This window comes from Rhizobacter sp. AJA081-3, assembly GCF_017795745.1.
Classification (GTDB): domain Bacteria; phylum Pseudomonadota; class Gammaproteobacteria; order Burkholderiales; family Burkholderiaceae_C; genus Piscinibacter.
Genome location: NZ_CP059067.1, coordinates 1,712,350 through 1,724,588 on the forward strand (window position 1 = coordinate 1,712,350; position 12,239 = coordinate 1,724,588).

The window sequence follows — 12,239 nt, forward strand, 5'->3', positions numbered from 1 at the left end:
CACCATGCAAACCACGAAGCGCGACTCTTCGAAGGCCAATCGGGAAATCAAGCTCGGCACCACGCTTCAGCCGAAGCGCCAGAACAAGCAGTCCGCTCCCGTTGAACTCGATGCGCGCTCCTTGCGGCACGTCAGCGGCGGCGTGGTGACCGGTCCTCACAAGGGCTGGTGAGAACCCGGCGCCCGGTTGCCGGGTTGAATCAGGTCGGCATCGCTGGCCGGGTCGTGCGGGGCGCTCGTCACAGCGCTCACGTATGAGCAGCCTGTTCCGCCCCGAAGTCATCGAGAACCGGCAGAGCCAGTGGCTCGGCAGCATCCAGCTGCTGCGGCCCGTGTCGCTTCACGTGCTCACGCTGTTGGCGGTGGGCGCGGTCGTAATCGTGGCTGCCTACCTGTGGGTAGGCGAGTACACGCGCAAGGCCCATGTGAAGGGTTTTCTCGCGCCCGACCGCGGCGTGATGCGCCTCATGTCGCCGCAGGCCGCGACGGTGCTCGAGAGCCGGGCCGTCGAAGGGGCAAGTGTGCGTGCCGGCGACGTGCTCTACGTGCTGTCGGTCGATGCTGCCAATGTCTCGGTCAACGTGCGCGAGACGCTGACGGCGCGCGAACGCAGCCTGCAAGGTGCGGCGCGCCAGCAGGCGGAACTGGAGCGGGAGCGCGCTCAGGCGCTTGACCGTCAGGTCGCCACCATGCGCGGCGAACTCGGTCAGATCGATGCCGAGGCGCGCCTTCACGAGCAGCGGCTGGCACTGGCTGAACAGGCGCTGGCTCGCCTCGAATCCCTGCGTGCCGACAACTTCATCTCCGCTGCCCAGGTGCAGGCCAAGAACGAGGAACTGCTCGGCCTGCGTGCGCAGGCGCAGTCGCTGCAGCGCCAGCGCGCCGCGCAGATGCGCGAGATCGAGCAGTTGCTCGCCCGCCGCCGCGAGCTGCCGCTGCAGACCCAGGTGGCGCAGGGCGAACTCGAGCGCGACATGGCCGAGATCGCGCAGCAGCAGGCCGAGAACGACTCCCGCCGCCGCATCGAGATCCGCGCGCCGCAGGACAGCACGGTGACCGGCGTGGTCGCGCAACCCGGCCAGTCCGTCAATGCCTCGGTCGCGCTGGCCAGCCTCTTGCCCGCCGACGCACGCCTGCAGGCGCATCTCTTCGCCCCGTCCAGTGCCGTCGGCTTCGTGAAGCCTGATCAGCCTGTACTGCTTCGCTACCAGGCCTTCCCGTACCAGAAGTTCGGCTTGCAAGGCGGCCAGGTGGCGCAGGTGTCGCGCTCTCCCTTGCAGGCCAGTGAACTGGCGGGCGTGCCGCTGCCCAAGTCCGACGGCGAGGCCGAGCCGCTGTACCGCATCACCGTCACGCTCGACAAGCAGGCCGTCGCCGCCTACGGCCGCGAACAGGCGCTGTCGCCGGGCATGCAGCTCGAAGCCGACGTGATGCTCGATCGGCGCCGCCTGATCGAATGGATCTTCGAGCCGCTGCTCGGGCTGGCGAGCCGGGTCTGAGCATGATCGACGCGCTGCGACTCGGATTCGGCGGCGCCCGGCTGCCCATGCTGCTGCAGACCGAAGGCGCCGAGTGCGGCCTGGCTTGCCTGGCGATGGTGGCGTCGTTCCACGGCCTGCAAACCGACCTGCAAAGCCTGCGCCGGCGCTTCTCGCTCTCGCTCAAGGGCGCCACCATGGTCGACATGGTGCGCATGGCCGGGCAGATCCAGCTCAACGCGCGCGCGCTGCGCGCCGAGATGGAACATCTCGACCAGCTCGCCACGCCTTGCGTGCTGCACTGGGACCTGAACCACTTCGTGGTGCTGAAGGAAGTCCGCCGCGGCCACGCGATCATCCACGACCCGGCGCGCGGCGTGCGGCGCGTGTCGCTGGCCGAGGTCTCGCGCCACTTCACCGGCGTGGTGCTCGAGCTGACGCCGCGCTCCGACTTCCAGCCGAGACGCGAGCACCGGCCCGTCAGCCTGCGCCAGCTGCTCGGTCGCGTCACCGGGCTGAAGCGCTCGCTGATCCAGATCCTGGTGCTGGCGCTCGCGCTCGAGGCCTTCGTGCTGCTCACGCCCTTCTTCATGCAGTGGGTGGTCGACGGCGTGCTCGTCAGCGCCGATCGCGATCTGCTGGTCACGCTGGGGATCGGCTTCGCATTGCTCGTGCTGCTGCAGGTGGCCACCGGGGCGGTGCGCTCCTGGGCCGTATTGCACCTGTCCAGCACGCTCAACCTACAGTGGCTGAACAACGTCTTCGCCCACCTGATGCGCCTGCCGGTGGACTGGTTCGAGAAGCGCCATACCGGCGACGTGCTGTCGCGCTTCGGTGCTGTGCAGCAGATCCAGCAGACGCTGACCACCAGCTTCATCGAGGTGGTGCTCGACGGCGCGCTGGTCGTGGTCACACTGGCGATGATGTTCGTCTACAGCCCGGCGCTGAGCGCCATCGCGATCGGCTGCGTGGCCGTCTACGCGCTGCTGCGCTGGGCCTTCTTCCGGCCGCTGAGCGAGGCCACCGAAGAGGCGATCGTGCATGACGCCAAGCGCGCCAGCCACTTCCTCGAGTCGCTGCGCGGCGTACAGGCCATCAAGCTGGCCAACCGCCAGGAGGACCGCCAGGCCCGCTTCATGAACCTGGTGGTCGACGCGATGAACGCCAATATCGCCACGCGCAAGCTTGAGGTGCTGTTCGGCGTGCTGCACAAGCTGGTGTTCGGGCTGGAGCGCGTGGCGGTGCTCTGGGTCGGCGCGCTGCTGGTGCTCGACCAGCGCTTCTCGGTGGGCATGCTGTTCGCGTTCTTCGCCTACAAGGAGCAGTTCGCGCTGCGTGTCAGCGGCCTGATCGACAAGGTGGTCGAGCTGAAGATGCTGCGCCTGCAGGGCGAGCGGCTCGCCGACATCGTGCTCACGCCGCCCGAAGCCGAACCCGAGGCCACGCCGCGCCGGCATGAACTCGCGGCCAGGCTGGAATTGCGGGACGTACGTTTCGCCTATTCCGATGGCGAGCCGCCGGTGATCGAGCACCTGAACCTCGTCATCGAGCCGGGCGAGTCGGTGGCCATCGTCGGTCCTTCCGGCTGCGGCAAGACCACGCTGCTCAAGATCATGCTCGGCATCCACGCGCCGGAGTCCGGCGAGGTGCGCGTGGGCGACGTGCCGATGCGCCACCTGGGCCTGCGCGCCTGGCGCGACATGATCGGCACGGTCATGCAGGACGACCAGCTGTTCGCCGGCTCGATCGCCGACAACATCGCCTTCTTCGATGCGCGGGCCGATGCCCAATGGGTCGAGCAGTGCGCGCGCTTCGCTGCCGTGCACGACGAGATCGAGGCCATGCCGATGGGCTACCACACGCTGATCGGCGACATGGGTGCCAGCATTTCCGGAGGCCAGAAGCAGCGCATCCTGCTGGCGCGTGCCCTCTACAAGCGGCCGAAGATCCTGTTCCTCGACGAAGCCACCAGCGCGCTCGACATCGACCGTGAGCGCCTCGTCAACCAGGCGATCCGCCAACTCGAGATCACCCGCGTGGTCGTCGCGCACCGGCCGGAGACCATCGCCGCGGCGGCCCGGGTGGTCGTGCTTGCCGGCGGACGCGTGTCGCAGGACCTGCGCACTGTCAGCACGGCCGGTCAGCGCTGAGGGACTTGCGCCGCGCCGTAGACTCGGCGCATGAACGTTCTCGGCATCGAATCGTCGTGCGACGAGACCGGCGTGGCGCTGGTCGAGTCGGTCGGCCAGGGCACGCCGGCGCTACTGGCCCACGCGTTGCACACCCAGATCGACATGCACCAGGCCTACGGCGGCGTGGTACCCGAACTCGCCTCGCGCGACCACATCCGACGCGTCGTGCCGCTGGTGCGCCAGGTGATGGCCTCAGCCGGCCGCAGCCTGGCCGACATCGACGTGGTGGCCTATACGCAAGGCCCGGGGCTGGCCGGTGCATTGCTCGTCGGCGCCGGCGTGGCCTGTGCGCTCGCTGCATCGCTTGGAAAGCCAACGCTGGCCATCCACCACCTCGAAGGTCACCTGCTCTCGCCCTTTCTGTCGGCCGACCCGCCGAGCTTTCCCTTCGTCGCGCTGCTGGTGTCTGGCGGGCACACGCAGCTGATGCGCGTGGACGGCGTCGCGCAATACGAACTGCTGGGCGAGACGATCGACGACGCCGCCGGCGAGGCCTTCGACAAGTCGGCCAAGCTGATGGGCCTGGGCTACCCCGGCGGGCCGGCGCTGGCGCGGCTGGCCGAGTTCGGCGACCCGGCCGCCTTCGATCTGCCGCGGCCGCTGCTGCACAGCGGCAACCTCGATTTCTCGTTCGCGGGCCTGAAGACGGCGGTGCGCACGCGGCTGGGCAAGCTCGGGGCGAACGTCTGCCAGCAGGACCTAGCGCACCTGGCGGCGTCGACGCAGCAGGCCATCGTCGACGTGCTGGTGCGCAAGTCCGTCGCCGCGCTGCGCGACACAGGCCTGGACCGGCTGGTGGTCGCCGGCGGCGTGGGCGCGAATGCCGCACTGCGCAGCCAGTTGAACGAGGCCTGCCGCAGGCGCGGTGCGCGCGTGCACTACCCCGAGCTCGCGCTGTGCACCGACAACGGCGCGATGATCGCGCTCGCCGCGGCGCTGCGCCTGCAAAGCGGTGCCCAGGCCGCGTCGGACGACTACGCCTTCACTGTGCGGCCGCGCTGGCCGCTGGCCGAGGTGGTGCGCGCCAGCGCCTAGAATCCGCGGCCCTGCCGGGCGAGCCGGCTCAGCTGATCCTCGATGACACGATTCCTTGCCCGCTGGGCCGGCGCCCTGGTCGGCGCCATTCTCTGCGCTGCCGCAGCCGTGGCGGCACCCGCCGCCGAACCCATCCCCATCGCGATGATCGAGGGCCTGTCGGGCAGCTTCGGCAATGCCGGCGAGGCGGTTCATCGCAACCTGCTTCTGGCCGTCGAGCGCGTCAACCGCCGCGGCGGCGTGCGCCTGCCCGGGGTCGCGCGTCCGCTGGAACTGCTGCGCTTCGACGGCAAGGGGAGCAGCGAAGAGTCTCTGGCCATGCTGCGTGCGGCGCTGGACCGCCGCGTCACCTTCGTCGCGCAGGGCAACAGCTCGTCGGTGGCAATGGTGCTGGTCGATGCGCTGAACAAGCACAACCAGCGCGAGCCGCTGTCGCGCGCGCTGCTGCTCAACTATTCCGCGGTCGACCCGGCGCTGACCAACGAGAAGTGCAGCTTCTGGCACTTCCGCTTCGATGCGCATGCCGACATGCGCCTGGCCGCGCTGATCGACGTGCTGCAGGGCGACACGGAGCTGAAGAAGGTCTACCTGATCGGGCAGGACTACAGCTTCGGACAGCATGTGCAGCGTGCCGCGCGAGCTCGCCTCGCGGCGAGCCGGCCCGACATCGCCATCGTCGGCGACGAACTGCATCCGATCGGCCGCGTGAAGGACTTCCTGCCTTACGCCATGAAGATCAAGGCCAGCGGCGCGCAGGCGGTGCTGACCGGCAACTGGGGCAACGACCTGACGCTGCTCGTGCGAGCGATGCGAGAGGTGGGCGTCGACGCGCGCATCTACAGCTTCTACGGCAATGCACTCGGTGCGCCGGCGGCCATCGGCGACGCGGGCGTGGGCCGCGTGCTGGCGGTGGCCGAATGGCATCCGAACGTCGACACCCCGGCCTCGCAAGAGTTTCATGCCGCCTTCCGCGCCCGCTTTCCGCGACCCGAGGAGGACTACCAGCACGCCCGCATGCAGGTGATGGTGGAGATGCTCGCAGCGGCGATCGAGCGCGCCGGCAGCGCCGAGGCCGGGGCCGTGGCCAAGGCGCTGGAGGGCATGCACTACGATGGCCGCACGCTCGGCGGCTTGCACACCGGTACCATGCGGGCGGCCGACCACCAGTTCATCCAGCCCCTGGTGGTCAGCGTGATGGACCGGCTCGGCGCACCCGGTGTGCGCCACGACAACGAGGGTTCGGGCTACGGCTTCCGCACCGTGCGCAGCTTCGAGGCCCGCCAGACGGAACAACCCCACGGCTGCACGATGGAGCGTCCATGAGAGCGGTGATCGACCAACTTCCAGGCTCGAAGATCCGCGAGGTCGCCAACGCCGGCCTCGGCCGCAGCGACGTGCTGGCCTTCTGGTTCGGCGAGAGCGACGAGGTCACGCCGGCCTTCGTGCGCGAGGCGGCGCAGAAGTCGATCGCCGACGGCGAGACCTTCTACGCCCACAACCTTGGCCTGCCCGAATTGCGCGAGGCGCTGTCGCGCTACACCTCGGCGTTGCACGGCCCGGTGGCGGCCGGGCGCATCGCCGTCACCTCGTCGGGCGTCAATGCGCTGATGCTGGCGATGCAAGCGCTCGCCGGGCACGGCGACGAAGTGGTCGCCGTGGTGCCGGTGTGGCCGAACCTGACCGCGCAGCCCGAGATCCTCGGCGCCACGGTGCGGCGCGTGCCGCTGAAGGTGGAGGGGGGTGCCTGGCGGCTCGACCTGCCGGCGCTGCTGGCGGCCATCACGCCCGACACCAAGGTGCTGATCGTCAACGCGCCGAACAACCCGACCGGCTGGACGCTCGAGCGTGCCGAACAGCAGGCCATCCTCGAACACTGCCGCCGCACCGGCACCTGGATCGTCGCCGACGAGGTCTACGAGCGCGTCTACTTCCGCGAAGGCGCGCGCTGCGCGCCAAGCTTCCTCGACGTCGCCGGCGCGGACGACCGCCTCGTGGTGGTGCACAGCTTTTCGAAGAGCTTCCTGATGACCGGTTGGCGCCTGGGCTGGATGGTCGCGCCCGAGCCGCTGGTGGCGGCGCTGGGCAAGCTGATCGAGTTCAACACCTCTTGTGCGCCGGTGTTCGTGCAGCGCGCCGGGCTGGCCGCGCTGGCCGGCGCCGACGACTTCGTGCCCGGGCTGATCGGCCGGCTCAAGTACTGCCGCGACACGCTGCTGCCGCAGCTGGCGGCGCTGCCCGGCGTCTCGGTGGCGAGCCCGGAGGGCGGCATGTACGCCTTCTTCCGCGTCGCCGGGCAGGACGACTCGCTGGCCTTCGCCAAGCGCCTGGTCACCGAAGTGGGCCTCGGCCTCGCCCCGGGCGCCGCCTTCGGGCCGGAGGCCGAGGGCTGGCTGCGCTGGTGCTTCGCCTCGCGCGACCCACAGCGGCTCATCGAAGGGGTGAAGCGGCTGTCCCGGGCGATCGGGCTATAATCCTGCGGTTTTGCGGCTGGCGGGGTTCCCCCGGGGCGGCAAGGCAGGCACGGCACTGGTCGGTTTCACCGGTGTCCGCAAGTGAAACCGGAAACCGTGGCGGGGTGCCCCATTCCATGAAGGGGGCCGAAGCTCGGTTTCATGAACAGGAAACGAGCACATGACCACCCTCAACAAGGCCGAGATCGTCAAGGCCAATGCCCGCAGCGGCAACGACACCGGATCCCCCGAAGTGCAGATCGCGCTGCTGACCGCGCGCATCAACGAGCTGACGCCGCACTTCAAGACCCACCTGAAGGACCACCACGGCCGCCGCGGCCTGCTCAAGCTGGTCAATCAGCGCAAGAGCCTGCTGGCCTACCTGAAGGACCGCGACGCGTCGCGCTACACCGCGCTGATCCAGAAGCTGGGCCTGCGCAAGTAATCCACGATGAATTCGAAGAGCCTGTCTGGAACCACCAGCACAGGCTCTTTGCGTTTGGAGTCAGGCAGCCACCGATGACGATGTGTCATTCCAAGGACGTTCCGAGGCGGAATGTCGCTGGAATGGCATCGCGCCAGGATGCCGCAGCTCCGGGGACAGGGGCGACACCCTCAGAGTCGCCCGAGACAAGAAATTGGAGAACCCAATGAGCATGTTCAACAAAGTCACCAAGACCTTCCAATGGGGCCAGCACAGCGTGACGCTGGAGACCGGCGAGATCGCTCGCCAGTCCAGCGGCGCCGTGCTCGTCAACGTCGAGGACACCGTGATCCTCGCCACCGTGGTCGCCAAGACCGATGCCAAGCCCGGTCAGGACTTCTTCCCGCTGACCGTCGACTACATCGAGAAGACCTACGCCGCCGGCAAGATCCCCGGCAGCTTCTTCAAGCGTGAAGGCCGCCCGAGCGAACTCGAGACGCTGACCTCGCGCCTGATCGACCGCCCGCTGCGCCCGCTGTTCCCGGACGGCTTCTTCAACGAAGTGCAGGTGGTGATCCACGTGCTGTCGCTGAACCCCGAGGTGTCGGCCGACATCCCGTCGCTGATCGGCGCGAGCGCCGCGCTGGCCATCTCCGGCATCCCGTTCAACGGCCCGATCGGTGCCGCCCGCGTGGGCTACATCAACGGCGAGTACGTGCTGAACCCGGGCAAGACGCAACTGCTCGACTCGAAGATGGACCTCGTCGTCGCCGGCACCGAAGCGGCCGTGCTGATGGTCGAGTCCGAAGCCCAGCAGCTGAGCGAAGAGGTGATGCTCGGCGGCGTGGTGTTCGGCCACGAGCAGGGCAACATCGCGATCAACGCGATCCACGAGCTGGTGCGCGACGCTGGCAAGCCGGCCTGGGACTGGAAGGCCCCGGCCAAGGACGAGGCCTTCATCGCCAAGGTCAACGCGCTGGGCGAGGCCAAGCTGGCCGCCGCCTACCAGATCCGCTCGAAGCAGGCGCGCACGCAAGCCTGCCGCGACGCCTACGCCTCGGTGATCGGCACGCTGGTGGAAGAGGGCACCACCTTCGACAAGGTCAAGGTCGAAGGCCTGCTGTTCGACATCGAGGCGCGCATCGTGCGCAGCCAGATCCTGTCGGGCGAACCGCGCATCGACGGCCGCGACACCCGCACCGTGCGCCCGATCGAGATCCGCAACGGCGTGCTTCCGCGCGTGCACGGCTCGGCGCTGTTCACCCGTGGCGAGACGCAGGCGCTGGTCGCCGCGACGCTCGGCACCGACCGCGACTCGCAGAAGATCGACGCGCTGGCCGGCGAGTTCAGCGAGCACTTCATGCTGCACTACAACATGCCTCCGTTCGCCACCGGCGAGACCGGCCGCGTGGGCAGCCCGAAGCGCCGCGAGATCGGCCACGGCCGCCTGGCCAAGCGCGCGCTTGTCGCCGTGCTGCCGGACCGCACCGACTTCCCGTACTCGATGCGCGTGGTCTCGGAGATCACCGAGAGCAACGGTTCTTCGTCGATGGCCTCGGTGTGCGGCGGCTGCCTCGCGCTGATGGACGCCGGCGTGCCGATGAAGGCCCACGTGGCCGGCATCGCCATGGGGCTGATCAAGGACGGCAACCGCTTCGCCGTGCTGACCGACATCCTGGGTGACGAGGATCACCTCGGCGACATGGACTTCAAGGTGGCCGGCACGACCACCGGCGTGACCGCCTTGCAGATGGACATCAAGATCCAGGGCATCACGAAGGAGATCATGCAGGTCGCGCTGGCGCAGGCCAAGGAAGCGCGCATGCACATCCTGGGCAAGATGGTCGAGGCCATGGGCGTCGCGAAGACCGAGGTCTCGCAGTTCGCTCCGCGCCTGTACACCATGAAGATCAATCCGGAGAAGATCCGCGACGTGATCGGCAAGGGCGGCGCCACCATCCGTGCGCTGACCGAAGAGACCGGCACGACGATCGACATCGGCGAAGACGGCACGATCACCATCGCGTCGACCGATGCCGAGAAGGCCGAGTACGCGAAGAAGCGTATCGCCGAGATCACCGCCGAGGTCGAAGTGGGCAAGGTCTACGAAGGCCCGGTCACGAAGATCCTCGACTTCGGTGCGCTCGTGAACCTGCTGCCCGGCAAGGACGGTCTGCTGCACATCAGCCAGATCGCCCACCAGCGCGTCGAGAAGGTCACCGACTTCCTCAAGGAAGGCCAGATCGTCAAGGTCAAGGTGCTCGAGACCGACGAGAAGGGCCGCGTCAAGCTGTCCATGAAGGCGCTGCTCGACCGCGACGCGCAGCCGGCCCCGGCGCAGGAGTGATGCCCTCCCGGGCCCATTCATGAAAGCGATCGAGATCCTGCGCGCCGGCGCCCCCGAGGTGCTGCAGCTCGCCGAGCGACCCGACCCCGTGTCGGGGGCCGGCGAGGTGCTGATCCGCGTGGCGGCGGCCGGTGTGAACCGGCCCGATGTGCTGCAGCGCAAGGGGCTTTATCCGGTGCCGCCGGGCGCGTCCGAGCTGCCCGGGCTGGAACTGGCCGGCACCATCGTCGCCGGCGATGCCACGGCGATGGCGCAGGCGGGGTTCAAGCTTGGCGATCGTGTCTGCGCGCTGGTGGCCGGTGGCGGCTACGCGCAGCTGTGCGTGGCGCCGGTCGGCCAGTGCCTGCCGGCACCGGCCGGCCTGTCGGACATCGAGGCGGCGAGCCTGCCGGAAACCTTCTTCACCGTCTGGTCGAACGTGTTCGACCGGGCGCGCCTGCAGCCTGGCGAGACGCTGCTGGTGCAGGGCGGCACCAGCGGCATCGGCGTCACGGCGATCCAGATCGCCAAGGCGGCGGGCGCCACGGTGATCGTCACCGCCGGCAGCGACGACAAGTGCGCCGCCTGCGTGGCGCTCGGTGCCGACCATGCCATCAACTACCGCAGCCACGACTTCGTGGCCGAGGTGAAGCGGCTGACCGGCGGCAAGGGTGTCGACGTGATCCTCGACATGGTCGCGGGCGACTACGTGGCCCGTGAGCTGAACTGTCTGGCCGACGACGGCCGGCTGGTGATCATCGCCGTGCAGGGCGGCATCGACTCGAAGATCGATGCCGGCGCCGTGCTGCGACGCCGTCTCACGATCACCGGCTCCACGCTGCGCCCACGGCCGGTGGCCTTCAAGGCAGCCATCGCGGCGGCCCTGCGCAAGAACGTGTGGCCCTGGATCGAAGCCGGCAGCGTCAAGCCGGTGATCTACAAGGTGTTCCCGGCCGCGGAGGCGGCGCAGGCGCACACGCTGATGGAATCGAACCAGCACATCGGCAAGCTGGTGCTGACCTGGTGACTCCACGAGGAATGACACGATGACACGTCGCAAGCTGGTGGTCGGCAACTGGAAGATGAACGGCACGCGCGTCGGCAACATCGAGTTGCTGGCCGCGATCAAGGACGCCGGGCCGTTCTCGGCCGAGGTGGCGGTGTGCGCGCCGTTCCCGTTCCTGGCCGACGTCGCGCTGTCGCTGCAGGGGGCTGACATCGCCTCCGGCGCGCAGGATTGTTCCGCCCACGAGAGCGGTGCCTACACCGGCGAGGTGAGCGCGGCCATGCTGTCCGAGTATGGCTGCCGCTACGTGATCGTCGGCCACTCGGAGCGCCGTGCGTACCACGCCGAGAGTGACCAGCTCGTTGCCGACAAGGCGAAGATCGCGCTGGCGCACCGGCTCACGCCCATCGTCTGCGTCGGCGAGACGCTGGCCGAACGCGAGGCGGGCCAGACCGATGCGGTGGTCAAGCGCCAGCTGTCGGCAGTGATCCACACGCTCGCGCACTGCATCTCGCAGGTCGTGGTGGCCTACGAGCCGGTGTGGGCCATCGGCACCGGCCGCACCGCCAGCCCCGAACAGGCGCAGGCCGTGCATGCGCTGCTGCGTTCGCAGCTCAAGGCGGCCAGCGAGAAGGCCGGCGAGATGAAGATCCTCTACGGCGGCAGCGTCAAGGCCGACAACGCGGCCACGCTGTTCGCCCAGGCAGACATTGACGGCGGCTTGATCGGCGGGGCCTCGCTCAAGGCGAGCGACTTCGTCGCCATCTGTCGCGCCGCGGCCTGAAGGCCGCGACCCAAGAACACTCGGAGTCCAGAAGAATGAACCTGTTGATGAACCTGATCGTGGCCGTGCAGATCATCTCGGCGCTGGTGATGATCGGCCTCGTGCTGATCCAGCATGGCAAGGGCGCCGACATGGGCGCCTCGTTCGGCAGCGGCGCCTCGGGCAGCCTGTTCGGGGCCACCGGCAGTGCGAACTTCCTGTCGCGCTCCACGGCCGTCTGCGCCGCGGTTTTCTTCGCCTGCACGCTGACACTGGCCTTCTTCGCCAACGACCGCGGTGCGCGCACCGGCGGCGGCGGCAGCGTGCTGCAGGGCGCCGGTGTCGCGGCTCCCGCGGCCAGCGTGCCGGCCACCGGCGCGGCCCTCGTGCCGGGTGCCGCGGGCTCTGCCGCGGCGCCTGCCGCCGTGGTGCCGGCGCCTGCGCCGGCGGCCTCTTCGGGTGCGGGTGCGGTGCCGTCGAAGTGAGTTTTCGGGTGGCCCGCACGGGCCGCCCTGCGCCAGCTCAAACGGCGCTGCTGCAGTGCAGCGAGTGGGTGGGTTAACGC

The 12,239-nt window shown here is 69.0% G+C and carries 11 protein-coding genes; all 11 read left to right on the forward strand.

The features are described from left to right. Nucleotides 1-4 precede the first annotated feature (4 nt). Nucleotides 5-172: a hypothetical protein gene (locus HZ992_RS08155; protein ID WP_209386166.1), complete on the forward strand. Its 168-nt coding sequence runs from the start codon at nt 5-7 to the stop codon at nt 170-172. 82 nt (nt 173-254) lie between these two features. After that, on the forward strand, nt 255-1,499 hold the full coding sequence (locus HZ992_RS08160) for an HlyD family secretion protein (RefSeq protein ID WP_209386167.1): 1,245 nt from the start codon (nt 255-257) through the stop codon (nt 1,497-1,499). Nucleotides 1,500-1,501: 2 nt separating this feature from the next. Further along, nucleotides 1,502-3,628, forward strand: a complete 2,127-nt coding sequence (locus HZ992_RS08165; RefSeq protein WP_209386168.1) for a peptidase domain-containing ABC transporter — start codon at nt 1,502-1,504, stop codon at nt 3,626-3,628. A 30-nt stretch (nt 3,629-3,658) separates the two neighbouring features. Continuing rightward, on the forward strand, nt 3,659-4,705 hold the full coding sequence (gene tsaD / locus HZ992_RS08170; protein ID WP_209386169.1) for a tRNA (adenosine(37)-N6)-threonylcarbamoyltransferase complex transferase subunit TsaD: 1,047 nt from the start codon (nt 3,659-3,661) through the stop codon (nt 4,703-4,705). Between the two features lie 42 nt (nt 4,706-4,747). After that, entirely contained in the window at nt 4,748-6,028 is a 1,281-nt protein-coding gene (locus HZ992_RS08175) for a branched-chain amino acid ABC transporter substrate-binding protein (protein WP_209386170.1), read from the forward strand. After that, nucleotides 6,025-7,176, forward strand: coding sequence for a pyridoxal phosphate-dependent aminotransferase (locus HZ992_RS08180; RefSeq protein WP_209386171.1), 1,152 nt, complete (start codon nt 6,025-6,027; stop codon nt 7,174-7,176). The genes HZ992_RS08175 and HZ992_RS08180 overlap by 4 nt, the downstream gene beginning before the upstream one ends. 160 nt (nt 7,177-7,336) lie before the next feature. After that, entirely contained in the window at nt 7,337-7,600 is a 264-nt protein-coding gene (gene rpsO / locus HZ992_RS08185; protein WP_209386172.1) for a 30S ribosomal protein S15, read from the forward strand. 205 nt (nt 7,601-7,805) lie between these two features. Beyond that, the gene (pnp, locus tag HZ992_RS08190) at nt 7,806-9,926 is read left to right on the forward strand and encodes a polyribonucleotide nucleotidyltransferase (protein WP_209386173.1); all 2,121 of its coding nucleotides are present in this window, start codon (nt 7,806-7,808) and stop codon (nt 9,924-9,926) included. A gap of 19 nt (nt 9,927-9,945) precedes the next feature. Further along, nucleotides 9,946-10,932 carry an NAD(P)H-quinone oxidoreductase gene (locus HZ992_RS08195; RefSeq protein ID WP_209386174.1) on the forward strand — a complete coding sequence of 329 codons (987 nt, stop codon included), beginning with the start codon at nt 9,946-9,948 and terminating at the stop codon, nt 10,930-10,932. 19 nt (nt 10,933-10,951) lie between these two features. Next, nucleotides 10,952-11,695, forward strand: a complete 744-nt coding sequence (gene tpiA, locus HZ992_RS08200) for a triose-phosphate isomerase (protein WP_209386175.1) — start codon at nt 10,952-10,954, stop codon at nt 11,693-11,695. 35 nt (nt 11,696-11,730) lie between these two features. Next, nucleotides 11,731-12,159 (forward strand): preprotein translocase subunit SecG, encoded by a 429-nt coding sequence (gene secG, locus HZ992_RS08205; protein WP_209386176.1) that lies wholly within the window; start codon nt 11,731-11,733, stop codon nt 12,157-12,159. Nucleotides 12,160-12,239 lie beyond the last annotated feature (80 nt).